At 64.9% G+C, this 20,497-nt stretch carries 28 protein-coding genes and 4 pseudogenes; 14 read left to right on the top strand and 18 right to left on the bottom strand.

Going from position 1 to position 20,497, the window contains the following annotated elements; all coding sequences use genetic code 11:
* Nucleotides 1–118: 118 nt before the first annotated feature.
* The 7 genes and pseudogenes from FJ694_RS38045 to FJ694_RS26850 form a co-directional block, all read left to right on the top strand.
* Nucleotides 119–242: pseudogene (locus FJ694_RS38045) on the top strand (transposase); the annotation flags it as partial.
* A gap of 129 nt (nt 243–371) precedes the next feature.
* Nucleotides 372–806 (top strand): transposase, encoded by a 435-nt coding sequence (locus FJ694_RS26875; RefSeq protein ID WP_157270622.1) that lies wholly within the window; start codon nt 372–374, stop codon nt 804–806.
* Nucleotides 782–1,132, top strand: a complete 351-nt coding sequence (tnpB, locus tag FJ694_RS26870) for an IS66 family insertion sequence element accessory protein TnpB (protein ID WP_157270620.1) — start codon at nt 782–784, stop codon at nt 1,130–1,132. Before FJ694_RS26875 ends, tnpB begins: the two co-directional genes overlap by 25 nt.
* Nucleotides 1,133–1,244: 112 nt before the next feature.
* On the top strand, nt 1,245–2,852 hold the full coding sequence (gene tnpC / locus FJ694_RS26865; RefSeq protein WP_157270618.1) for an IS66 family transposase: 1,608 nt from the start codon (nt 1,245–1,247) through the stop codon (nt 2,850–2,852).
* An 81-nt stretch (nt 2,853–2,933) separates the two neighbouring features.
* A pseudogene (locus FJ694_RS26860) lies at nt 2,934–3,065 on the top strand (IS110 family transposase); the annotation flags it as partial.
* 281 nt (nt 3,066–3,346) lie between these two features.
* Nucleotides 3,347–3,937: pseudogene (locus FJ694_RS26855) on the top strand (tyrosine-type recombinase/integrase); the annotation flags it as partial.
* A gap of 134 nt (nt 3,938–4,071) precedes the next feature.
* Nucleotides 4,072–4,671 (top strand): annotated as a pseudogene (locus FJ694_RS26850) (IS3 family transposase); the annotation flags it as partial.
* Between the two features lie 456 nt (nt 4,672–5,127).
* On the opposite strand, the gene FJ694_RS26845 reads toward FJ694_RS26850, so the two are convergent.
* The 7 genes from FJ694_RS26845 to FJ694_RS26815 form a co-directional block, all read right to left on the bottom strand.
* Nucleotides 5,128–5,466: a helix-turn-helix domain-containing protein gene (locus tag FJ694_RS26845; protein WP_157270614.1), complete on the bottom strand. Its 339-nt coding sequence runs from the start codon at nt 5,464–5,466 to the stop codon at nt 5,128–5,130.
* Between the two features lie 509 nt (nt 5,467–5,975).
* On the bottom strand, nt 5,976–7,184 hold the full coding sequence (locus FJ694_RS26840; RefSeq protein WP_157270612.1) for a hypothetical protein: 1,209 nt from the start codon (nt 7,182–7,184) through the stop codon (nt 5,976–5,978).
* Nucleotides 7,185–7,250: 66 nt separating this feature from the next.
* Entirely contained in the window at nt 7,251–8,150 is a 900-nt protein-coding gene (locus FJ694_RS26835) for a YqaJ viral recombinase family nuclease (protein WP_259373182.1), read from the bottom strand.
* A gap of 16 nt (nt 8,151–8,166) precedes the next feature.
* A complete protein-coding gene (locus FJ694_RS26830) occupies nt 8,167–8,877 on the bottom strand; it encodes a hypothetical protein (protein WP_157270608.1) in 711 nt (236 codons plus the stop codon).
* 56 nt (nt 8,878–8,933) lie between these two features.
* Complete coding sequence (locus tag FJ694_RS26825) at nt 8,934–9,098, bottom strand: hypothetical protein (protein ID WP_157270606.1); 165 nt, start codon at nt 9,096–9,098, stop codon at nt 8,934–8,936.
* On the bottom strand, nt 9,091–9,312 hold the full coding sequence (locus FJ694_RS26820; protein WP_157270604.1) for a hypothetical protein: 222 nt from the start codon (nt 9,310–9,312) through the stop codon (nt 9,091–9,093). Before FJ694_RS26820 ends, FJ694_RS26825 begins: the two co-directional genes overlap by 8 nt.
* The gene (locus FJ694_RS26815) at nt 9,309–9,494 is read right to left on the bottom strand and encodes a hypothetical protein (protein ID WP_157270602.1); all 186 of its coding nucleotides are present in this window, start codon (nt 9,492–9,494) and stop codon (nt 9,309–9,311) included. The genes FJ694_RS26820 and FJ694_RS26815 overlap by 4 nt, the downstream gene beginning before the upstream one ends.
* A 183-nt stretch (nt 9,495–9,677) precedes the next feature.
* On the opposite strand from FJ694_RS26815, the gene FJ694_RS26810 reads away from it, so the two are divergent.
* Nucleotides 9,678–10,712: an IS110 family RNA-guided transposase gene (locus FJ694_RS26810; RefSeq protein ID WP_157270600.1), complete on the top strand. Its 1,035-nt coding sequence runs from the start codon at nt 9,678–9,680 to the stop codon at nt 10,710–10,712.
* A gap of 455 nt (nt 10,713–11,167) precedes the next feature.
* Here the strand turns inward: FJ694_RS26810 and FJ694_RS26805 are convergent, their stop codons facing one another.
* Nucleotides 11,168–11,521, bottom strand: coding sequence for a hypothetical protein (locus tag FJ694_RS26805; RefSeq protein ID WP_157270598.1), 354 nt, complete (start codon nt 11,519–11,521; stop codon nt 11,168–11,170).
* A 259-nt stretch (nt 11,522–11,780) separates the two neighbouring features.
* On the opposite strand from FJ694_RS26805, the gene FJ694_RS26800 reads away from it, so the two are divergent.
* Nucleotides 11,781–12,230 (top strand): hypothetical protein, encoded by a 450-nt coding sequence (locus tag FJ694_RS26800; RefSeq protein ID WP_157270596.1) that lies wholly within the window; start codon nt 11,781–11,783, stop codon nt 12,228–12,230.
* Nucleotides 12,231–12,519: 289 nt separating this feature from the next.
* Here FJ694_RS26800 and FJ694_RS26795 read toward each other — a convergent pair whose 3' ends face one another.
* Complete coding sequence (locus FJ694_RS26795; protein WP_157270594.1) at nt 12,520–12,720, bottom strand: hypothetical protein; 201 nt, start codon at nt 12,718–12,720, stop codon at nt 12,520–12,522.
* A gap of 160 nt (nt 12,721–12,880) precedes the next feature.
* Between FJ694_RS26795 and FJ694_RS26790 the strand changes: the two genes are divergently transcribed.
* Complete coding sequence (locus FJ694_RS26790) at nt 12,881–13,096, top strand: hypothetical protein (protein WP_157270592.1); 216 nt, start codon at nt 12,881–12,883, stop codon at nt 13,094–13,096.
* Between the two features lie 96 nt (nt 13,097–13,192).
* Here FJ694_RS26790 and FJ694_RS26785 read toward each other — a convergent pair whose 3' ends face one another.
* Together FJ694_RS26785 and FJ694_RS26780 are read right to left on the bottom strand one after the other, a co-directional pair.
* Nucleotides 13,193–13,582 carry a surface-adhesin E family protein gene (locus FJ694_RS26785; protein WP_157270590.1) on the bottom strand — a complete coding sequence of 130 codons (390 nt, stop codon included), beginning with the start codon at nt 13,580–13,582 and terminating at the stop codon, nt 13,193–13,195.
* A 248-nt stretch (nt 13,583–13,830) separates the two neighbouring features.
* Nucleotides 13,831–14,022, bottom strand: a complete 192-nt coding sequence (locus FJ694_RS26780; RefSeq protein WP_157270588.1) for a hypothetical protein — start codon at nt 14,020–14,022, stop codon at nt 13,831–13,833.
* A 254-nt stretch (nt 14,023–14,276) separates the two neighbouring features.
* Here FJ694_RS26780 and FJ694_RS26775 point away from each other — a divergent pair, with 254 nt between their 5' ends.
* The gene (locus FJ694_RS26775) at nt 14,277–14,924 is read left to right on the top strand and encodes a hypothetical protein (RefSeq protein ID WP_157270586.1); all 648 of its coding nucleotides are present in this window, start codon (nt 14,277–14,279) and stop codon (nt 14,922–14,924) included.
* Nucleotides 14,925–15,249: 325 nt separating this feature from the next.
* Here FJ694_RS26775 and FJ694_RS26770 read toward each other — a convergent pair whose 3' ends face one another.
* The 3 genes from FJ694_RS26770 to FJ694_RS26760 are packed head-to-tail and all read right to left on the bottom strand — an operon-like array spanning nt 15,250 to nt 16,731.
* Nucleotides 15,250–15,828 (bottom strand): RES family NAD+ phosphorylase, encoded by a 579-nt coding sequence (locus FJ694_RS26770; protein ID WP_157270584.1) that lies wholly within the window; start codon nt 15,826–15,828, stop codon nt 15,250–15,252.
* An 11-nt stretch (nt 15,829–15,839) separates the two neighbouring features.
* The gene (locus FJ694_RS26765; RefSeq protein WP_232540237.1) at nt 15,840–16,343 is read right to left on the bottom strand and encodes a helix-turn-helix domain-containing protein; all 504 of its coding nucleotides are present in this window, start codon (nt 16,341–16,343) and stop codon (nt 15,840–15,842) included.
* A complete protein-coding gene (locus FJ694_RS26760) occupies nt 16,321–16,731 on the bottom strand; it encodes a hypothetical protein (RefSeq protein ID WP_157270582.1) in 411 nt (136 codons plus the stop codon). The genes FJ694_RS26765 and FJ694_RS26760 overlap by 23 nt, the downstream gene beginning before the upstream one ends.
* Before the next feature lie 321 nt (nt 16,732–17,052).
* Here FJ694_RS26760 and FJ694_RS26755 point away from each other — a divergent pair, with 321 nt between their 5' ends.
* A complete protein-coding gene (locus FJ694_RS26755; RefSeq protein WP_157270580.1) occupies nt 17,053–17,202 on the top strand; it encodes a hypothetical protein in 150 nt (49 codons plus the stop codon).
* Nucleotides 17,203–17,497: 295 nt separating this feature from the next.
* On the opposite strand, the gene FJ694_RS26750 is transcribed toward FJ694_RS26755, so the two are convergent.
* A complete protein-coding gene (locus FJ694_RS26750) occupies nt 17,498–17,728 on the bottom strand; it encodes a helix-turn-helix domain-containing protein (RefSeq protein ID WP_157270578.1) in 231 nt (76 codons plus the stop codon).
* Between the two features lie 71 nt (nt 17,729–17,799).
* Nucleotides 17,800–18,111, bottom strand: coding sequence for a hypothetical protein (locus FJ694_RS26745; protein WP_157270576.1), 312 nt, complete (start codon nt 18,109–18,111; stop codon nt 17,800–17,802).
* A gap of 184 nt (nt 18,112–18,295) precedes the next feature.
* On the opposite strand from FJ694_RS26745, the gene FJ694_RS26740 reads away from it, so the two are divergent.
* Together FJ694_RS26740 and FJ694_RS26735 are read left to right on the top strand one after the other, a co-directional pair.
* On the top strand, nt 18,296–18,565 hold the full coding sequence (locus tag FJ694_RS26740; RefSeq protein WP_157270574.1) for a hypothetical protein: 270 nt from the start codon (nt 18,296–18,298) through the stop codon (nt 18,563–18,565).
* 47 nt (nt 18,566–18,612) lie between these two features.
* Entirely contained in the window at nt 18,613–18,891 is a 279-nt protein-coding gene (locus tag FJ694_RS26735) for a hypothetical protein (RefSeq protein ID WP_157270572.1), read from the top strand.
* Nucleotides 18,892–18,897: 6 nt separating this feature from the next.
* Here the strand turns inward: FJ694_RS26735 and FJ694_RS26730 are convergent, their stop codons facing one another.
* Together FJ694_RS26730 and FJ694_RS26725 are read right to left on the bottom strand one after the other, a co-directional pair.
* Nucleotides 18,898–19,890 carry a relaxase/mobilization nuclease domain-containing protein gene (locus FJ694_RS26730; protein WP_157270570.1) on the bottom strand — a complete coding sequence of 331 codons (993 nt, stop codon included), beginning with the start codon at nt 19,888–19,890 and terminating at the stop codon, nt 18,898–18,900.
* Nucleotides 19,887–20,441 carry a hypothetical protein gene (locus tag FJ694_RS26725; RefSeq protein WP_157270568.1) on the bottom strand — a complete coding sequence of 185 codons (555 nt, stop codon included), beginning with the start codon at nt 20,439–20,441 and terminating at the stop codon, nt 19,887–19,889. Before FJ694_RS26725 ends, FJ694_RS26730 begins: the two co-directional genes overlap by 4 nt.
* Between the last annotated feature and the right edge of the window lie 56 nt (nt 20,442–20,497).

The following is a 20,497-nucleotide window of genomic DNA, read 5'->3' as shown; positions in this document are numbered from 1 at the left end:
CACTCCACGTTGGGCTACTGCTCACCGCAGGAGTTCCTGCAAAGCTGGATCAGCAAGCAGCAAGCTCAGCAGCCGAAGGCGGCATAAGAGCGGCCAGTTGGAAGGCGAAAAACGAGGGGCACCTCAGCTGGGCTTGGTGCCAAAGCAGCACTCCAGTGGAGGCAAGAACGTCTTGCTGGGAATAAGCAAGCGCGGTGATCGCTACCTGCGCACGTTGCTCATCCATGGTGCCCGCTCAGTCATGTATGCCCTTGAACGAGCAAAGAAGATAACGCTCAGCTGGGTTGGTGTATGCGATCAATCAACGACGCCCTTGAAACCGGCAGCAGCTGTTGAGAAGGTACGTGCCCACGTAGGCAGATGGGCACGTAATGTCAGACAGTCATCTTTCCGAGTTGGCGCAGCGGCTGGTCATCGGCCGCAAGCGTGACGGGCGCAGCATTTACGACGAGGCAGCCAAGCACGAGTTGATCCTGGCGTGCCGCGAGCCGGGCGCGTCGCTGGCCAAGATCGCCCGCGCATGTGGCGTCAATGCCAACCAGCTCGCCAGCTGGGTACGGCAGCACGAACGCTCAGTGGCACAGAGCACCCCGCCCAGCGGCGAGATCGTGCAGGCCCAGGCATCGGACTTCGTGCCGGTGCGCATAGAGCCCGCTGAGCCGGCCGCGGTCGAGCCCGTGGTGAACCTGCAGGCGCGGCTGCCCAACGGCGTCGTGCTGGACCTGCGCGGCTGCGATCTGGGGCAGGCGTGCAGCGTGATCGAGGCCTTGGGGAGGGTGCGGTGTTCCGCTTCAACGAAGGGCTGAAGGTTTACCTGCACCGCCCGTCCGTGGACTTCCGCATGGGCATCAACGGCCTGGCGCTGCTGGTGGAGCAGTCGCTGGGGCTCAACCCGTTCGCCGAGTGCGTGTACGTGTTCCGCAACCAACGGCGCACCCGGGTAAAAATCTTGGGTTGGGATCGCAACGGGTTCTGGCTCCTTCTCAAGCGGCTCGAGGCCGACAAGTTCATCTGGCCCGACGAGGCGGCGGTGCCGACGCTGACGGTGGAGCAGCTGCACTGGCTGCTGGAGGGCATCAACGTGGCCGCCGTAAGACGGCATCCGCAGCGGGTGTACGAGCACGTCGGCTGACGCACGGTGAGCAGCACGGCCGTGGCGTTGAAGCGTCACCGGCCACGGCAATGTTCTCGCACAATAGGGCGTCCCACCGGCACAGCCCGACGCCACGAGAACAACGCCGCCGATGCAGCAGATGCCCAGCGCCGAAGAGTTCCAGGCCCTGCAGCAGGCACTGGCCGAGGCTGCGCGCCGCAACGAGGCGCTGGTGGGCGAGCTGCGCGTGGTGCGCACCGAGCGTGACCTGCTGCAGGAGCAGCTCAACCGGTTCAAGCGGCAGCTCTTCGCTGCCAAGAGCGAGGTCCGCGGCACCGAGCAGAAGGACCTGTTCTTCAACGAAGCCGAGGAGCTCGGCGCCGGCGCTGCCCCGGCCGCTGAAGAGGCCGTAGCTGAAGACGGCGACAGCGTCGACGTGCCGGCACACAAGCGCGCCAAGCGCGGTCGCAAGCCGCTGGACCCGGCACTGCCGCGGGAAGTCGTGCGCCACGAGCTGCCCGAGTCCGAACGTGTGTGCCCGCATGACGGCGCCACGCTGCAAGAGATCGGCGTGGAGGCCAGCGAGCAGCTCGACATCATCCCGCAGCAGGTGCGCGTCATCCGCCACGAGCGGGTGAAGTACGCCTGCCCGTGCTGTGATGGCGGCCTACGCTTGGCACCCAAGCCCCCGCAGATCATCCCCAAGGGGCTATTCACCGAGGGGCTGCTGTCCTGGGTCATCACCTCCAAATACCTCGACGGCCTACCGCTGTACCGCCAGGCAGCGCTGCTGGGGCGCTTCGGCGGCAACGACATGGCGCGCAACACGATGGCTGCCGGCGTCGTGCGTGTCGGCCGGGAAGTGCAGCCCGTCATCAACCTCATGCGCGACCGGCTGCTGGAGGCGCCGCTGATCTACGGCGACGAAACCGTGGTCCAGGTGCTCAAGGAGCCCGGACGCAAGGCGCAGGCCAAGAGCTACATGTGGGTGCAGATGACCGAAGGCTCGGGGTCCGACGGCACCGGGCCGCCGATCCGGCTCTTCGCCTACTCGCCGTCACGCAGTGCGCAGACGGCGCTGGACCTCTACGCCGGCGTGCAGGCGGGCAGCGTGCTGATGAGCGACGGCTACGACCCCTACGACAACGTCGCCACGGCCAACAAGCTCGTGCACTTGGCATGCTGGGCACATTGCCGGAGGCGGTTTAACGACGCAGTGGAGGCCTTGGCCAAGGACAAGCGCGGCCCCGACCAGGTGGCCGTGCAGTTCATGGACCTCATCGGGCGGCTGTACCACGTTGAGTCGGTGGCCCGGAAAGAAAAGCTCAGTGCCAGCACACTGAAGGAGCGGCGTCAGCAGCAAAGCGTCCCGATCCTCGACGAGATCGAGCGCCTCTTGCTGGCCAAGCTGCACACAGTGATGCCCAAGTCACTGCTGGGCAAGGCGCTGCACTATGCCCATGGACAGTGGTCCAAGCTCAGGCGCTACGTTGACGATGGCAACTACCCCATAGATAACAATGTGTGCGAGAACGCCATCCGTCCGTTCGTAGTCGGCAGACGGGCATGGCTCTTCAACGACACAGTGGCCGGCGCCAATGCCAGCGCGAACCTGTACTCGCTGCTGCAGACCTGCATTGCCAACGGCATCGACGGTTACTGGTACCTGCGCCGGTTGCTGACCGAGTTGCCCAAGGCCAAGACCGTGGACGACTACGAGGCGCTGCTGCCCTGGAACCTCGGACCGGCGGCGAGCTGACCGCCGCTGCCGTCTGGCAGTGAGCGCATCCTGCCGCCGTCCGCCAGGACGGGTATGAAAGACCGCTTACGGGTTGGTAACTTGGCTGATCGTCGACACCCCAACATAGCTTGCGTTGCGCTGGCAAACAAAAACGCTCGTGTGATCTGGGCGCTGCTGGCCAACGACCGGGAGTTCCGACCCGATTACGCGTCAGCATTGGCTGCCACGTAATCGAGCCGGCTACGCAGGCTCAACTTACTGACTACACAAGGAGATTCCCACCACGATTGCTCAGGCGATCACGACACGATGGCACGACAGGTTAGACCGTGGTTGGTGAAGCCCGTGTACGACCACGCACTTCGAGTGCAATAGAGTAATGGGGAACCGACCAGCGCATTCCATCGGGGACCGCAGGCCCACTACCTGCATGAAGTCCGAATGCATAGCTGCAATCTTCCTTTCAAGCTGTCGTTGAAAGAACGCCTGGCATCTTCGGGGGCGTCCATGCATGGTCGTACGGGTGGGAGCCACGCGCGGCGCAGCGCATGCGTTTCGTGCTGGACTTCGGCTTCGGCACCGGGCTGCGCGCCAGCGAGCTGGTGGGCGCTACGCTGGGCAATATCGAGAGCGACACCGGCGGCGATGCCTGGCTGCATGTGGTCGGCAAGGGCAGCAAGGCCGGCAAGGTGGTGCTGCCCCCCATCGCGCGCGGCGCGCTGGAGACTTACCTGGTGCAGCGCAGACTGCCGGTGAGCCCGGCGAAGTGGGACCCGCGCACGCCGCTGCTGGGCAGCCTCGATGGCGAGGACGGCATCACGGCCAGGCGGCTGTGGGCGGCGATGAAGCGCTTCTTCTCGACCGCGGCCGCAGTGCTCGCCGACGTCAATCCGGCGCTGGCCGAGAAGCTGAGCCGGGCCTCTCCGCACTGGCTTCGCCACAGCCACGCCTCGTTTGCTCTTGAGTCCGGCGCCGGCCTGACCACAGTGCGCGACAACCTGCGCCACGCGTCGGTGTCCACCACGTCGCTGTACCTGCACGCCGACGACGAGCGCCGTGCCAGGCAGATCGGCGCGGCGTTTTCTGGCCACGGCAAACGGTGATATTCCCACCGAAAAACGCACCGATTTACACGGCCAAACTGCTGTCGCCGTAATTCAAATTTTCGTAAGTCCTTGTCCCGCAACGCGTTCTAGACTCAAAGCGCACCTTTTTGCACGCGGAGTCCGTCCACCCCAAGGTGGTGCGCACCACCGTGGCTGACACGACCGCGTCCTTGCCGTCGGACAAGGTCAAGCGGCAGTTCCGCGCCGAGCGGCCCAACCAGCTGTGGCTCTCGGACTTCACGTACGTGCCGACCTGGCAAGGGTTCGTCTACGTGGCCTTCGTCATCGACGTCTTCGCCCGGCGCATCGTGGGCTGGCGGGCGTCGTCGTCCATGCGCACGGACTTCGTGCTCGACGCGCTGGAGCAGGCCCTGTACGAGCGCAGGCCCACCGAGGATGACCGGCTGGTGCATCACTCGGACCGCGGGTCGCAATACGTCAGCATCCGCTACACCGAGCGCCTGGCCGAAGCCGGCATCGAGCCGTCCGTGGGCAGCGTGGGCGACTCCTACGACAACGCGCTGGCCGAGACGATCAACGGGCTGTACAAGGCCGAGGTGATCCATCGCCGCTCATCCTGGAAGAGCAAGGAGGCCGTTGAGCTGGCAACGCTGACCTGGGTGGCCTGGTTCAACCACCATCGGCTGCTGGAGCCTATCGGCAACATCCCGCCCGCGGAAGCCGAGGCCAACTACCATCGTCAACTCGCCGAGTCGGCCGTCCCGGCCTGACTCACACCAACGAGCCTCCGAGATTCCCGGCGCGGTTCACTTCGGCACCCGGCGCGTGGCGGTCAACGAGGTGTGTGACCGCTGGCATGGCCGGGATCGCACATGGTGGAAGGTTGCCACCGCCGAGGGCTTCTACATCCTGGTGTGCGAGGACACGACTGGCCAGTGGGACTTAGCCGCTGTCGTGGGCGAGGCGCCCCGGGACGATGCTTGGCCTGTGCCGCGGCGTAGAGCCTCGCATTGAAGACGCAACGGCAACTGCACGGGACGCTGCCATGTCACCCGACACAGTGCAGGAACGCCGGCAGTTCTCCGGCGAGGAGGCTGCGCTTCCAAGGCAGAGCCGGGATGTAGCGGCCATTCCGAGCATCAACTTTGTAGGCTGACTTGCGCCTGTGCCGCCGTGAAGGTGGCGTGCTACTGCACGGCAGTGAGGCTCGGTGGCAAACCCGTTATTCAGTCCGGCGTCTCCGTGCTCGACTGCCGCTCTACCAAGACGAACGTCGGATGCTCGCCAGCGGCCAGCAGCATCAGCGTCCAGCTCCGGAGATTCAGCATGCGCGGTGAGCCTTTGCGCTCCGACATGCGCTCGATGTCGCTGACCGCCTGGGCGTCGGTGAGGCCCAGGATGCCGGCGGTGTAACTCAGTGTCCAACCCATGCGCAGCCGCAGCTCGCGCACTTGCTCCCCTGTGGGTTGCGGAAGCTCCGGGTAGAACGGTGGTTCAGGGGGCTTCTTCGGTCGGCCGCGCTTGGGGCGCTCAGGCGGCGCAGCCTCCTCGCTGCTCTCTGACATGGTCTGTTCCCTCAGATGGATTGGGCCGCCGATGTTAGGCGCTTGCCTGGAGCGGTCCGCCTCTGCTGTTCTCGGGAACCGTGGTGACCCTGACCTTGCTCGCAGGTCCTGGCCGTCGCCGCCCTGGTGATCTTCGTGAAACACCCCAGGAGCGCAGGCCTCGTCACCGATGTAGAGCAAGGCAGCCGGGCCCCCTGTCCTGGCCTCAATGCCCTTCAGCACGGCGGCGTTGGACGCATCGTTGACTAGAGGATCAACGGCTGGCACAAGGCAGCTCATTCCTGAACACCAGCAGCATGGCAGGGGAGCCGGTGCGGCCGTGGTCGGCCACGCCAGAGGGCTCGGCAGAAGGAACGGCGGACATGGGCACTTTCCTTGGCACGAGAAACGGAAGAGGAAAGGGCGGCAGCTCGCGCTGCGCGGGGTGGGAAGTCGGAGGGAGGGAGGAGAAGCGCCCCACCACCGCTGGTGTCGCCCTGGAAACCTGTTTGATTTGGCGGCCGTCGTAGTCAGGGTGCGGTGCGCCGACGCGGCTGCGGAGTCGGTGCTGTGGCGGGCTGCTGGCGCGGGGGCTGGTCCAGGCCCGCGCGCAGCCGCGCATGCATGTCGGTGAGCGTGGCGCGCAGGTCCTCGTCGAGTACGTCGCGCAGCTGCTCGCCCAGGGCATCGAGCGTTTCACCGTCGCCCCGGTCGGCGGCGTGCTGCATTTGCTGTGCAAAGGCGTCGGCGTCGAAACCATGGCGAGCCTGCGGCGGCGGCGCCTTCGGCCGCGCCGGTGCGGGTGCCGGCGTGGCAGCCGCGGCTGGCGGCTTCGCGCGCTCGCGAAGCATCGCCTTGGCCCGGTCGGTGGCGCTCGCAGCGGGGGCAGCAGCGCCAGCACCAGCGCCCTCGCCCTGCGCGTCGTTCGCCGCCGGCGGCACTTCGACCGGTTCGAACCAGTCGGCCACCGTGCTCATTTCGTCGCGCAGGCTGACATAGACGCGCTTCAGCCCCACCACCTGCGCCGGCTGGATCGCCTCGAAGCGGCGCTGGATGCGCCGCTCGATCTGTTCCTTCGTCACGCCAAACTCCACAGCGAAGGTGTCGAGCAGCCGCTTGATGCCCTCGGGGGACGTGTCGGCCTTGGCGCGCAGCGTGGCGCTGGCCTGCTCCATTGCCATCTCCGTCACGTCGCCCGGGATCTGCGCCAGGATGCAGGCGCGCTTGCGGCGCGCGGCCTGGTTGGCGCACAGCTCGTAGATGTCGCGCTCGCCCTTGAGCCGGTAGCCGCCCTCCTTCGTCTCGCGCCAGTGGCGCACGAAGAACTGGATCACCTCGCGGTTGGTGGTCTCGTAGTCCACACAGAAGGCTTCAACCTCGGACACGCCCACGCCGTCAGGCCCGACATAGCGGCTGATCTCGCGCCAGCCGCTGGAAATGTTGCCCCACTGCTGCGCCATCGCCTCGGCCGCCCGGATGCTCGGCCCCACCACGTCGGAGCCGCCGCGGCTGTACTGGTACTGCGCCTTCTCGGCCAGGGTCTGCCGCGTGAACGCGTTGCGGATCTTGTCGCAGGCCTGGATGACGTTGCGCGGGAAACGCTTGGCCATCATCGCCAGCGCCATGACCTCGGCGCTCTCGCGGGCCTGCACGGCACGTGCGCCGGCACTCTCGGCCACGCTGCGCGATGCGCCCGGCATGGCATCAAACGGGTTCTGGATCACTTCAACGTCGCTCATGATTTGCTCCTGCAGATGTGGACAGGGATGGCCTGCGTTGTGCGCGCTGCCGACTCCCAAAAAAGCTCACTTTTCGTCCTTGAGTCGAAACTGCCGCCCCGGCGAGCCGGTGCGCAGAAACTTCCGATAAAGCTCCGGATACGCGGCCTCGAACGCGGCGGCGTCGAAGCGCCGCGCGGGCTTGACGGCCCGCCATGTCGCGAGGGCGTGGCCGGTGGCATCTACCAGCGTGTCGGCCTCGCCCAGCGCCCCCATGAGCCGCGCCTTCAGCGCCGCTTCGGCCGCGTCCAGTTGCTCGCGCTGCGCCCGGAGGGCACGCAACTCGTGCACCGCGCGCAGCACGTCGACGCCGGCCACCGCCTGTCCAGCGCGGCAGGTGTCGCCAAAGCGGGCGAGCATGTCGGCCAGCGTCACCGGCTCAGGCGGCTCGCCGCGCTCCACAAGCCGCCAGAACTCCGCAATGCCGTCCTCGATCAACTCCTGCAACTCGCGGTCAGCCTCGACCACGAATTCGTCGTAGTCCGCGCCGCCGAAGAGCACCGGCACGAGGGACACATCAACGCCGGCCAGCAGCATTTCGTGCTGGACCTGCAGCAGATAGTGCTGCGGGATGTCGGGCGAGCCGGACTCGCCCCAGCCCTGGCGCGTGCGCGCGGTTTTGGCCTGGACGTTGAAGAAGCCGGGCGCCCAGGCATCGAGGTGGCAGAACATGCGACCGCGCCGCATGGTGTCGGGGCCGATCACCAACAAGTCGTCCGGGTGCGCGCGCTGAAACTCGGAGAGGATGAAGGGCTCGGCGGCCAGGCCAAAGCGCATCGCTAGGTTGTCGGGCGCTTCCGGGGCCTCGCCGCGCTTGACCTGGTAGAGCTCGAACCGGGTCTGGTACGGGCTCAGACCCAGGGCCGCGGCGCACTCGGAAGCGCCCACGCCGGTACGGCGCAGCGCCCTTTGAGCTTCGGTAAGCATGGCGCGGCCCCCGGCTTCAGAACGGGCAGCCGTCCGTACTGCCCCAAGTCGCAGGCATCGGCGCGGCCTTGGCAAGCAGCCGCAGCGAGCCGCGACAGCCCATGTCGCCGCACCAGCCGCCACCGCGCTCGAACGCCACGCCCAGGCGCTGCGGCTCAATGAGCGTCACGCGGCCGATGCGTCCGTCCGTGCCCTGCACCGTATCGCCCAGCGCCAGCGGCTCCCTGTAGGGATCGAAGGCCGGGCCGCTGGTCATGGCCTCGCACTCGTCGTCGCCTTCGGCTGCCGGCACCAGTCGCAGGAAAGCCGGCATGAATGCCCAGGGCTCGGATTTCATGGCGACGACCACCAGCCCAAGCGCGGCGCAGCCGCCGTCCTCCATCACCACGCCCTCGCCATCGAGGACCGCCGCGACTTCTTCGGGCTCGAACGCGTACACCTCCTGCGCCAGCAGTTGCGCCGCCGTGGCATGAACCCGCACGCGCTGGCCAGGGCGGAATGCGGACGCCGGCAGCGTGTGGGGCGTGCTTCCCACGTGGGTCCAGCCGCGCAGCCGGTCACCCTTCGGAATGAAGGACAGCCGCCCGTCCGCGTCGGTGTCGATGGTGCCCAGCGGCGTGCAGCGGCGGGCCAGCAGCGCCAGCCGCTCGCGCAGGTGCGGCTTGAGCGTGGCCCGGTGAGCGCCGGCGAGGCGGTTGCCGATCACGGGGCCAAGAGCGTTCAACATGGCAGGTACTCCGAAAGAAGGCCGGCAAGAAAGGCCGCCGACCAAGGCCCAGGGGCTCAGTAAGAGACGAACGGCGCGGATGCCAGCGCCAGCAGCAGCCCGGCGAGGAAGCCCAGCACGTCCCAAGGGATCAAGCGGGCGCGGTCACAAGTGCTGTGCTCGAAAGCGTCGGCAGTCGCCTGCTCGGCCAGGGCCGCATCGGTGGCGTAGAGGTCACCCATGGCGGCGCTCCAGATCGCGGATCGGGCAGCCTTCGCCTGACTGGCAGCGGTGCCCGAACTGGCAAGGCGGGCAGTCCGGGTCACTCATTTCTTCGGCTACGCACTCGGCCTCGTGGTGCCCAACCAGGACCAGGATGCGAATACGCTTCACAGGGTTGACGGGCAGATGCGCGGTCAACAGGTGGATGGCCGACTGATGGGCTGCGCTGCTCATTGCATCGCTCCCAAGGCACGGGCCACGGCCACATGCGCGGCTTCCACGAGCAGCCCGATCCGCGCCGCCAGGGCTTCGGCGTCGGATGAAGCATGCAAGGCAGGAAGCTCGGTCAGGGCTTGGGCCACCGTGAACAGGTCCGGCGCCGCTTTGAACAGGTGGGCGTCAGCCAGGACCGGCACCACAGCGACCAGACCGCCAGGGCTCGGCAGATGGTATGGACGCCTCCCACCCGCTGAGGCCAGCGAGGTCTGCCGAGCAGCAGGAATACCGCTGACCAGGGGATCAGGGAGGCCTCGCGTCACACGGCATCGAAGTGCCCAATTGGCGCTGCTTGCAACATCGCCTGAAGACGGAGGCCTCAGATGGATCGTACGACTTACGGCCTGGACCTGGCCAAGAACGTGATGCAGCTCCACTGGGTGGATGCCCAGACCGGGGAGATCAAGCGCAAGAAGATGCCGCGAGCGAAGCTGGCGGAGTACTTTGCACCGCTGCAGCCGACACGGGTTGCCATGGAAGCCTGCGGCAGCGCCCACCACTGGGCTCGCGTGCTTGGCGATCTCGGCCACCAGGTGGAGCTGCTGCCAGCGCAGCACGTCAAACCTTTCGTCCGCAGCAACAAGGATGACGCCGCTGACGCGCGGGCAATCTGGGTCGCTGCACAGCATGAGGACATCCGGCGTGTACCGATAAAGAGCCGTGAGCAGCAAGCCGTGCTGGCGGTGCATCGCACGCGATCGCACTGGGTCAGTGTCCGCACGGCAACGGTCAACGCGCTTCGGGGCCTGCTCTACGAGTTCGGCGTTGTGCTTCGTGGCGGACGCAATGCAGGCCTGAAGGCGCTGGCGCAGCAGCGCGCTGAGATCGACGCGCAGCTGCCAGCAACGTTGCAAGTCCTGGTGGACGGGCAACTGGAGATGCTGGTGCAGGTGGAGCAGCGCATCGAAGCTCTGGAGCACCAACTTGCAGCACTGCAGAAGCAAATCGACAGCGCCCGCACGCTGCGCGAGGTGCCGGGTATTGGACTGCTGGGAGCCACAGCGCTGGCGGCCACGTTGGGCGATGGAAAGGACTGGCGTTCGGGACGCGAGTTCTCCGCCAGCCTGGGACTTGTGCCCGCGCATAGCGGCACCGGTGGCAAGACGCGGGTGGGCAAGCTCTCCAAGCGCGGCGACTCCTACCTGCGCACTTTGTTGATCAACGGGGCGCGCTCGGTCATCGAGCGCACCAAGCACCAGCCGCTGTGGCTCGAAAAAATGCTGGCACGACGCCCGGTGAATGTTGTTGTGGTGGCTCTTGCCAACAAGATGGCGCGCACGGCCTGGGCTTTGATAGCTCATGGTCGTACATACCAACGGGAATGGAAGAGTAATGTGCCCATGGCTTGTGCCTCGTGATTGATTGATTTGTAGCCAACTCAACAACCGGAGTGATATGCCAAAGAGTGCGTGAGTCGAGTCGATGAAGTGATGGCAAAGCGGTTGGACCGCGGGTCGGGTAAAGCTGAACGACAACTTGGACGGGCAGGCAAGCAAAGTCCTATTGGCAGATGAGCACCGACCTTGCGAATGACCATCAAGGCCAGCAGCGGGCTCATGCCTGGACTGCATCAGTAGGCCGGATATAAGACCGCAGTGAATTCCGCTGAGTCAGAGCTTCAAAAATTCGCTCGCCACACGGGAGGCGTCCATATAAGGTTGTCGTGATGCACGGTTCGCCCGCTGGCTCCCAGGTAATACGGGCCGGGCTGAAAGCCGAAATACAGGCGATCAGAAGAAGGCGTTTGGCTTGCGGCTGCCGCATGGCCCCGCGCCGGGGGCCAGGGGCTCCGCTGGATGCAGAGCCCTTCCATTTAGACCCCCGCCCGGCTGTAGTGAGCGTGGTCCAGCTGGGCAATCCAGCGATCTTCAGCCGCAGCGGCGTCGTAGGCGTCGGGGGTGTAGTCGCCGCCGTCGAAGTCGTTGCCGCCGTCCTTGGCATGGGCCTCGGCTTCAGCTAGCCACGTTTGCAGTTGCTGGGGGTGGAACAGGCCGGCGTCCTCGCACAGATCAACTTCGTGCCCATTGAGGATGCAGACCATCGGCAGCACATATACGTCAGCGCCGCGATGGTCCTCGCTGACTTCGATCTCATATTCAATTTCGACCGGGATGCCGGCGAAGGTGCTGTTGAAGCGGTAGGTATTGGAAGGAAGGGAGTCAATCACTGCTTTCTCCTACTGCACCTGCCCTGATGCATGTATTTATTATAGGTCAAACACCGAAATACTCCATGTCTAAGACCTATATTAATTGCATCGGTTTGTTAAATCTAGGATTTTGAAATAGAGGTGGCATTGCGAATAACAAACAGCGTACGAAGAAATATTGACATATTCTTTGGCGTCGCCTAATGCCATAGCCATACTAAAAGTGGTGGAAGTTTTGTAGATATTTATAATCTCGCGGAACTGCTATAGAGGGCCTATGTCGCTTCGCGTCGATTTCATCGAAGGTCTGTTCGACCGGCTGACGCTGCGCTATGGCAGCGCCTTCATGGACCGCTGGGCCGGTCTGCCCCTCGCAGCGGTGAAAGAGGATTGGGCGCGCGAGCTGGCCAGCTATGCCCAGCGGCCCGAGGTCATCGAGCACGCGCTATCGCTGCTGGACCCGGCCGGCGTGCCCACTGCCGCAGCCTTCCGGGAACTGTGTGCGAGTGCGCCGTCTCCGGCCTTTCGGGCACAGCCTGAAGTGAAGCAGCCGCAGCGCGCTGCCGAAATCCGGCGCAAGTACCTGCGCCCGGTGGCGCCGCGGGTGGGGCGTGAACGCGCATGGGCTGCTGAGATGGTGCAGCGCGCCCGTGCCGGCGAGCGGGTGCCGGGGTACAGCCTGCGCCTGGCGCTCGACGCGCTCAATCGACCAGGCGCTTCGTCCTGAACGCCGCGATCAGCTTGGGCGGCTCCTGCGCTTGACAGCGCAGGACCGGGCTTTCGTGCTTCGCATCGAGCCCCCGTGCCGGGGTCTCGACCCTGCCGGGCTTCAATCCCTGCCGTCTTTCGCGGCGGCCTGGCGGCCGCCGCTGCGCGCTTCGCTTGCCCTCCTGGGGGCTGCCTTCGTCAACCCCCGCCGCGCTGCGCTTGGCGTCCCCAAGTGAAGCCGACCAAGCTTCGCCTGCTCGGCTTGGCCCGACGAGTAGGCAACTGCGCCTGGAACGCTCTGCAGCCGTTCACTGGCGCCTGAAGATCGCCCACTGTGCCACTGCACCGGGCCGAGGTGCGAACTGCTCGCGCAAGGCAAAGATCTCCTGCCTGGCTTGTGCCAGCGTCAACTGGCCGGCCCAAGCCCGCCGTTCCAAATCGGCCATCGCGGCCTCGTACGCCGGCGGCGGAGAAGTTGCCGGAAGAGGGATCGACGCGGTGCTGTTCATGCTGCTGTCCTTGGGCGAAGGGTTGGGCCCGGTACTCAGGGCAGCCGGTCAAGCGCCTCAAAAGCACTGACGATCACCGGCATGGTGCGGCGCAGCAATTGTTGTTCCGCCTCGTGGACTCTGGTATCCAGAAAACCGCGTAGTGCAAAGGAGGATGCCGGTGAGCAGCGACTTCATCAGCCGGGAGGCGCGCCGTCCTTGCTGGTACTGCCAGCACTACGGCGGGCTGCTGGCCAATGGGATCAACGCGCGATGCAACAAGCCCGGCGCGGCTCCCGTCGTGGCCCAGCCGGCACACGGCTGCGCACATTGGACGCGCGAGCCCGGCGGCGATGACGAAATCTGGAGCCCCTTGTATTCACCACCGCTGGCGTGATTGCGCTAGCAACCAAGCCGCCCATGCGCTGGGTGACCGGTTTGCGCCAGCGTCAGGGCTCCAACGCAATGCCCCGGCTCGCAAGCCAGGTGCCTTTCAACTGCGCGCGCACGCCGCGCTGATGATCCTGCCGCCCACCGTCCCCGGCGCCGCCACAGCCCAGTCGCCGAACACCATCCCGCCGCGTGTGGGCTGTCCGCCGCCCATGCGCCCTTTGAAGCTCTGGTACTCCAGCAGCCGCTGGCGCCGTCCCTGGCAGTCCACCTCGTAGAGGAACTGCATCGAGAGGTCGAAGTCGATCACCGGCTGCGCCATGTCCTTCATGGCCCAGACCTGACGAAGCTCACCCACGGTGCGGACCGACTCGGGATCGACGTACCAGACCGCGTTCCTGCCATCCTCGCCGAAGGCCGTCCAACCAGCCAACGCCGGTGCACCGACTGCGATGCTGGCGGCCAGCAACAGCACTTCCCTTGCCTTCTTCATGGCCCTGTCTCCCGGCTGTATGAGGCAATTGTTCCGAGCGTTATGTGGCTGGCGAAAGGCCGGGAAAACCTGTGTCGGCGCCGTGCCACGGCTGCGGTTTCCATGGCGCAAAGGTGCCACGCTCGACGGTTGCATCAAGACTCCCGGCCGCCCGGCGGCAGCCACCGAGTGCGCCAGCTTCGTGGTGCTTCTGCGGCCTGGCACTTGGCGGCAGCCGACTGGATACCCGGGCGGCGCCGTGCGTCAGGTTAGAAAAGATCCACGCTGCCCGCGTGCGCCGTGTCCGCAGCGTCTTGCCCGGCCGCCGTCATCACGGACGGCCCCGCCACCTGGTTGCGGCCGCTGGTCTTGGCCAGGTACAGCGCCCGGTCGGCCCGGTCCAGAGCGCCGGTGGGCAGGCCGCCTGGCTGCAGCGCCGTGAAGCCGATGCTCATCGTCACGCGCCCGACCTGCGGGATAAGACCACAGACGGCTCGGGCTGGCGGGTGCCGTTCCGCATGCTGCGTCACATTGTGGACATCTGACTTCGACCGCTCGCGCCAGTAGGGTGCAGGTGCCACGACCACGGCTTGTCAGCCAGAAAGTCGCGCATCGACTTCTGTTTCACAAGCAAAAGTAACTAGAATGCTCGCCCGATTACAAAAGGTGGCTGAGGATGCGAGCAGGAGGAGGAACGGAGCAGCAAGCACTATCGATGTCAGAGCAACTGTCGTACGCCATTGAACGCTATAGCCAGTACAGGGCGGTGACAAGGCGTTTTGTCGAGCAGCAAGCGCTTCAAGACTACGGTGTGGACGTGAAGGTCACTGCAGTCACACCCGTAGTACTACAGCAGTTCCGAGACGACTGGCGCAACTATCCCGGCCGTCTTGTTGACTGGGACTGGGACAAAGCCATCATCAAGCCGCTGGAAGCACGTGGCCCTAGAACATACAGTTGTGCCTTCACTGTTGAAGACAAGCTATGTGGTCTCGTCGCAGCCCGTGTCTCGCGAGGAAAAAAATGGCTCTCTCTTACTCACGTTGAAGGCCATCCAGATCCTTCCCATCCGCTCAAGAAGCACGTAGTCCCGATGGCCATCATGTCCCTCTATGCTTTCCGGTTTGCAATGTGCTCTGACATTCCGCCTACAGCCGTTGGCATCCGGGTACTTCGGCCGCTTCCGGATGCGTTACAGTCGTACAAGAACGCAGGCTATTCCCACTTTGTTGAAGGTAGGTGGGATTCAGCCATCATTGTTGCTGCTCCAGTTGAGCAGCCCAACACAGGAGAGACTTGTGAACAGCCGCCCATTGAGACAGACGAATGCTTTTCGTCGGCCGATGGTGGAGCATGTCAGTGAGGCGATGCTTGATGCTGTTCGCGCAGGTCTGCGTGCAACAGGGGCGCCTACGCTTAGAGATCTGGACCGGCGCTTTGCTAGCTGGAATGGTCCTGAAGTGAGCGGTCAGCTGTTCAAGAAGCCGTAGGCGGCATAGTTGTACGGAGACAAACGGCCCTTCAGGGCCGTTTTGCTTTGTTGAGCTTGATGCAGTCCATCTGTCTCGAAGCTTGGATAAATTTTCTTGTCGCTGCTTGGTGAACAGGCAGGGTGTTGACCTCCAGTCCTTCTCCGCGCCTCTTGCACCAGGACGGTAAAACACCACCGTCAGGGTGCCTGGGGAGACTCATGGAACCAGAGGGATCCCCGAACCTCGAACTGCTGCCGCCACCCAACGGCTCACAGCCCCGGCCGCATTGGTCAATGGCGTTCGCCACAGAGCTTTCGTACTCGTAGCGCCAGGGTCGAACAACACGATGCAGTCTTGGCCAAACTGCTGTGCCGAGCGGTAGATAAAGCCGTCGAAGCCTGCTGCATGGGCTTGTGCGGCAAGCTCCTGGGTCTGCGAATGGCGCAGGGACTGCAGAACTGGCCAAGACCCGGCATGGGGTCGCAGGTCACCCAACTGCACTTGCTGCAACAGCTGCGCTGCCAGCAACTCGCGCTGCCCCAACGCCGCGATTGAGACGCTGGTGGCCTCGCGCCGAAACACTGCCTCGTACAGCGCAGTTTCGGGCGCTTCGGCAAGGTAAGCGGTAGGCGCATCGACCAGATCAAATCGACCCGACATGACGCCTGCAGGAGCCAGCTTCAAAGGGCCTCGCCGCACGGTCTGCCGTGTCGCGCGGGCACGCTGGATACGGAAGAAGGTTTGTCCGGCGGGGATCGTACAGGTGTTGAGGTATTCGAGATCAGCGAGGTTCATGAACGCGGAGGTCAGCTGCCCCGCGCTGCCAGATCGACCACACGGGCACCCTCGCCTCGCTCGATTGCCTCACGTGGCGTGGCTCCGTTGAGCCCGCCATGTGGCGTTTCGAGAAAAGCGAGCAGCGCCCAGCCTTCCTTTGTACCGAGGGCTTGCGACAGTTGCGGCAGCACGTCCCACATCGGGGCATCGAACTGCCAACGCGGCATGCGAAACCCGCGCTTGATCTGGGTAAGCCCAATGGCGCGTCCCTTGTTGATCCAAGCGTTGATCGTCACGCGGCTGGTACCGGTCATTTCAGCGGCCTCGTCCGTGGACACCATGTCTCCAGCCTCAAGGCGCTTTTGGCGAAAGGCAACACTGCCCGCCATCAGCGCGCGCGTCTCGGCGACGGACACGAAATCCTCGGAAGGTTTGCTTTTGGGTCGACTCCTGGCAGCGATGCGGGAGTCGGTTTCAATGAGGTGGGGCGTTGACTTCATGCCGGGCAGGTCAAGGCAGATTGCGAGCGTCAACCTTGCGTGCGTGGAAAAACGCAGCAACACGCACAGAGGTCAGCAAGCGCTGTTGCCAGCCTGACGAAGCATTGCAGGCTGACAGATGTTTGAGGCAACGGCCGCTATTACGCAGGGCCCTCAGCGCCGCATGGAGAACCCGAGCAGCGCGCTGGTACGCCGTCAGAGGGCTGGTGTCGTGCTCTTCGCCAGGAGAAACGATACCGGTGAGTTCTGTACCAAGAGCGGCAAGGGCTCTCATTACCCGCAAGCGGACCTCGTCCACGAAGCGCTCACCTACAGCGATGCTGTCTGCATTGGTTTTGCTTTCGATGAGATTTATGTAGGACGAGGTTTTTTCGCAGCGTCCGAGGTCGCCAATGAGAAGGACTTTGTTGACCGATGCCATACTTGTTTTTTTGGTGTATTTCGTTAAGTACGTAATGTACGTTCTCGACAGGGCAAGTCAAGTGCATGTCGTGAAGAGCCGTGTTCGACTCGCGTTGGAAGCCCTGCGTTTCCGGTCAACAGTGGCATGAGCGGTTTGAGCAGCGCCTGAGCGAACTGTCCGCCTTGGCATCCTGAGATGGCTGTCACCGGCACACGCATCGGAACATTGATAACTACGATTATCATCACCATCACAAAAGTGATCCAATGACCTGAGTCTGTAGCCGCTCCAGGCAAGTTGATTGGACTGCCAAGGACTTAGCGAAGTCCGAATGGCGCCATGCAAGATGACACCATGCCCAACAGCGCCATCGACCACCGCACATGCCGCCCGCGCGAGATCCTGCCCGTCATCGGCCGCTGCTATCCCCACGCCTGGAAGACTTGCGACGAGTTTCGCAGCGACAAGGGCAGCCCCCTGCCCTCCTGACCAGATTGGTGCTTCCTGCCGCTGCCGGCGATGTACCCCATCAGCCGCACGCTGGCGAGTTCAGGCACCGAAGCAGCGCCAGCCGCGGCCGGCACGGGCCTGCGGGCCGTGGTTGAGCCGTTGGAGGTGGGAGACACACCAGCCCGGCGACGGCACGTTGCCCGGCCCGATAGAAGGCCAGCGGCGTTTCAGCCTGCGCTGGCTGCTGCTCATCGCCGTCAACGTCGAGAGCCTGGACACGCTGCTGGCCACCGTGCGCCGCGTCGAGCAGCCAACCCGCCAGCCAGTCCTAGCGTCACGCGCTGGCCTGCCGAGGCACGCACTGGAACTCGGGATGCTGGTTGGTCTTGAACAGCATCAGCTCCCATAGCTGCTGCGACATCTGCGCGCCGTCGTAGGCCGTCTCCACCTTGCTCAGCCAACGCACGCTCTTGACGCCGAGCAGCCGGCACAGCTCGGACTGCGACAGGCCCGCGCTCTTGCGGTAGGCCACGACGTTTTCGGCGGTAGGTTCTGGCAGTGGCATGGCAGCTTCAGCGGCTCAGGTTGATGCGGCAAATATAGTCCACAAGACCACAACAGCAAAACCAAGTCAGGCTATCCAGCGGGCTTGCCATCGCTGGCGCCAGCACCTGCGCTTTGCGCCGCAGCCAGCGACTTCTGAGCCTTGTCCTGGCGGTTCAGCGGTGTCGCCACTCCATCCGTTGCCGCACACAGCACGCCGTCACGCTCGCGCCGCGCCAGTGCGAAGGTATGAGTTTCCCCGCGCGCCACCATGCTGATGGTGCCCAGCATCTCGTGCCCAGGGATGGGCTGGGAGTAGATGCGCCACTGGTCCGTGAGGGCCACCACAGGGCGCGCACGGTCTAGGCGTGACGTGTCGATCTTGGGGCGCGAAGGCGATTGCATGGCAGGTGCTGCAGCTCGGAGCTTGGTGAACAAGGCGGAATTCTGGCTGACCAGAAAAAGGTTTACTTCGCAACTACACACCGACACACATGCAGGCTTGCATCTATAGTCCTAAAGACTATAGTTAAGACATTGCAGCACCGCTGCACCGGCACCCCCCGGCAAGAGGGGTAAGCGAGAAGTCATGAACCAGTTCTACCTGGAGTTCTCCAGCTTCATCGAGGAGTTCAAGGCCAAGCGCGGCCTGAACAAGGCCCCGGCCCAACGCCCGGCGCCGGCTGCCCGCCAGGTCCTGACCGAGGCCGAGCGCAAGGCGGCGATGGATGAACTGGACGTGCTGCTGCCGCAGTACGACCCGGCCTACGAGTGCACCGCTGACGGTGCGGCCTACGAAGCCGGCAAGCGCATCGAAGACCGCATCCGCTTCCTGACCTGGTATCTCAGCGCCGCCTGACGCCGCCCCGGGGCCTCACCGCCCCGCTCCACTTCTGGGAGAAAGAAATGACCTATCCCCACATCCACCACTTCGGCAACGACGCCCTGAGCGCCGTGTGCAACGAGGCCATGGGGCGCGTCCTGCAGCCCATCGACATCGAACTGGCCTGCCGCTACTTCCAGGAGGCCGATTGGATTGCGGAAGGCATCGGCCGCCGCGATCCCGACTCCCACATGCCCGGCATCTTCACGCGGCTGTCGCCGCTGCTGGAGGACCGCTGCTCGTGGGGTGCCTGCCAAACGGCGCACACCTGGGCCGTTGATACGGTATGGAACGAGGGATGAAGCCCCTCACCGCTCGATGTCAGGCTCCGGGTGCTGCTGCGGCGCTTGCGCCGCTGGCTGCTGGGGCCGCTGCTCCTGCTGGCGCTGGCGGTCGAGTTCCACCCCCACCACGTGCGACACCATGGGCATGTGCCGCACGAAGCCCTTGACGGCGGCGGCCAACTCTCGATCCGCTGCATCCGGCGATTCGGCCAAGGCCGCATGCAGGTAGGCCCAGGACATGAGCGAGCGCTGCATTGAATCGCTGCCCAGCGTCACACGTTCGTTCAAGGGCGGCTCCTGGCGCAGCGTCCCCGCCTTCCTGGCCCGGGTCACCCATAGCGGTTCTTCGTTGCGCACCGCGCCGCGCACCAGCCGTGTCGTTGCCTGGGCCGGCACCCCACGCGCGCGCAGCTCGCGGGCGAAGGCCTCACGCCAGCGGTGCAAGTCCGCCGGGCTCGGCGCCAGGCGCTTCAGGTGCCGTCCCTGCGCACGCACGAGCAGATGCACATGCGGGTGGCCTTGGTGGCTGTGGTAGGCCCAGGCCCATCGGTGTCCAGAAAATTCCTGCTGCGCGAACGCCACGGCCGCTGCCTGTACCGCCTCGGGGTCCGTGCCGGGCGGCATGTCCAGCGCGAGTTGGAACGCCTCACGTTGCGTGCCAAACGTAGGAATCGGGGAGCCGTCGTACTTGAATTGATCCCCGAACAGCTTCACGTCGTCGGGGGTGACGTACTCCCTGCCCTCGTCGTCGCGCAGGGTTTCACCACGCTCGGTGATGTAGCGCAGATGCTGACGAACCTTGCCCATCCCTGTGGCCGTGCCAGTGATCTTCACCACCACCGACGGCGCCTTGCTGAGAACCAGCCGCACGCGCTGCCGTACCGCGGCCGGTGTCACCTTGCCGCCCCTGGGGAGGGGCAACTTCAAGTCGCCGGCCTTGGGGCCGCGTTGCGCCCGGGGCCAGAAAAGCTCCTGCCCATGCCGGACCAGCAGTTCATCAACCTGATGACGCTTCACCTGCGCGCCTCTCGCTGCCCGGCCATGCGCCGAGTCGTGCCCACGGCATCAAAAGCCTCAGATGCGCGCCTCGCCTGCGCCCGCACTTCCCTTGCCGCGCTCTCTACCTGCGCCAAAACGGCCGGGTCATGCTCCGCTTGAGACTGCACGGCACGCAGCGTCAGTTCCAGCGACTGCAGCCGCTTGCGTACCGCCTCAAGCACGTCCAGGGCAGCCACACGCGACGTGACAAGCTCGCCACGAGCCACGCGTGAGACGTACTCGATCTGGGACAGCCCTTCAGCCGCCGCAGCCAGGCGCAGTGCCTCGGAGTCTTCCACCGTGAGCCGCCCACCGAAGTTCACCACGGTTGAGTCTCGGCTGCGATTCGCAGCCACGCGCGGCATGGACGCAGGAACCTCATCAGCCGTGTGCTCCTGCACCGCCATCGCCAACGCTTCCCGGACCCAAGCTGCCGTACCCTTTCCAGAACGCTCCGCAGCTACCAACACCAGCGGCTTCAAGTCGCCGAGGTCCACGTTGAGCGTGGAACGCTTCTTGGGCGGCGACATCACCGGCCTCCCCGAGCAGGCGAGCGTCGAAGACCAGAACAAAGAGAATTCATGGA

Source organism: Azohydromonas aeria (assembly GCF_009760915.1).
GTDB lineage: Bacteria > Pseudomonadota > Gammaproteobacteria > Burkholderiales > Burkholderiaceae_C > Azohydromonas > Azohydromonas aeria.
Note: the sequence above shows the minus strand (reverse complement) of the source record. Positions and strands in the feature narration are given on the sequence as shown.

What these genes read in the sequence shown, in the direction of transcription:
- FJ694_RS26845 (WP_157270614.1), bottom strand. Translation starts at nt 5,466, where the DNA reads ATGTCAGAGAGCAGCGAGGAGGCTGCGCCGCCTGAGCGCCCCAAGCGC.
- FJ694_RS26725 (WP_157270568.1), bottom strand. Translation starts at nt 20,441, where the DNA reads ATGTCGCCGCCCAAGAAGCGTTCCACGCTCAACGTGGACCTCGGCGAC.
- FJ694_RS26830 (WP_157270608.1), bottom strand. Translation starts at nt 8,877, where the DNA reads ATGTTGAACGCTCTTGGCCCCGTGATCGGCAACCGCCTCGCCGGCGCT.
- FJ694_RS26875 (WP_157270622.1), top strand. Translation starts at nt 372, where the DNA reads ATGTCAGACAGTCATCTTTCCGAGTTGGCGCAGCGGCTGGTCATCGGC.
- FJ694_RS26770 (WP_157270584.1), bottom strand. Translation starts at nt 15,828, where the DNA reads ATGAACCTCGCTGATCTCGAATACCTCAACACCTGTACGATCCCCGCC.
- FJ694_RS26800 (WP_157270596.1), top strand. Translation starts at nt 11,781, where the DNA reads ATGTCGCTTCGCGTCGATTTCATCGAAGGTCTGTTCGACCGGCTGACG.
- FJ694_RS26810 (WP_157270600.1), top strand. Translation starts at nt 9,678, where the DNA reads ATGGATCGTACGACTTACGGCCTGGACCTGGCCAAGAACGTGATGCAG.
- FJ694_RS26745 (WP_157270576.1), bottom strand. Translation starts at nt 18,111, where the DNA reads ATGCAATCGCCTTCGCGCCCCAAGATCGACACGTCACGCCTAGACCGT.
- FJ694_RS26795 (WP_157270594.1), bottom strand. Translation starts at nt 12,720, where the DNA reads ATGAACAGCACCGCGTCGATCCCTCTTCCGGCAACTTCTCCGCCGCCG.
- tnpC (WP_157270618.1), top strand. Translation starts at nt 1,245, where the DNA reads ATGCAGCAGATGCCCAGCGCCGAAGAGTTCCAGGCCCTGCAGCAGGCA.
- FJ694_RS26820 (WP_157270604.1), bottom strand. Translation starts at nt 9,312, where the DNA reads ATGAGCAGCGCAGCCCATCAGTCGGCCATCCACCTGTTGACCGCGCAT.
- FJ694_RS26785 (WP_157270590.1), bottom strand. Translation starts at nt 13,582, where the DNA reads ATGAAGAAGGCAAGGGAAGTGCTGTTGCTGGCCGCCAGCATCGCAGTC.
- FJ694_RS26760 (WP_157270582.1), bottom strand. Translation starts at nt 16,731, where the DNA reads ATGGCATCGGTCAACAAAGTCCTTCTCATTGGCGACCTCGGACGCTGC.
- FJ694_RS26750 (WP_157270578.1), bottom strand. Translation starts at nt 17,728, where the DNA reads ATGCCACTGCCAGAACCTACCGCCGAAAACGTCGTGGCCTACCGCAAG.
- FJ694_RS26755 (WP_157270580.1), top strand. Translation starts at nt 17,053, where the DNA reads ATGCAAGATGACACCATGCCCAACAGCGCCATCGACCACCGCACATGC.
- FJ694_RS26735 (WP_157270572.1), top strand. Translation starts at nt 18,613, where the DNA reads ATGACCTATCCCCACATCCACCACTTCGGCAACGACGCCCTGAGCGCC.
- FJ694_RS26840 (WP_157270612.1), bottom strand. Translation starts at nt 7,184, where the DNA reads ATGAGCGACGTTGAAGTGATCCAGAACCCGTTTGATGCCATGCCGGGC.
- FJ694_RS26825 (WP_157270606.1), bottom strand. Translation starts at nt 9,098, where the DNA reads ATGGGTGACCTCTACGCCACCGATGCGGCCCTGGCCGAGCAGGCGACT.
- FJ694_RS26740 (WP_157270574.1), top strand. Translation starts at nt 18,296, where the DNA reads ATGAACCAGTTCTACCTGGAGTTCTCCAGCTTCATCGAGGAGTTCAAG.
- FJ694_RS26775 (WP_157270586.1), top strand. Translation starts at nt 14,277, where the DNA reads ATGTCAGAGCAACTGTCGTACGCCATTGAACGCTATAGCCAGTACAGG.
- FJ694_RS26835 (WP_259373182.1), bottom strand. Translation starts at nt 8,150, where the DNA reads ATGCTTACCGAAGCTCAAAGGGCGCTGCGCCGTACCGGCGTGGGCGCT.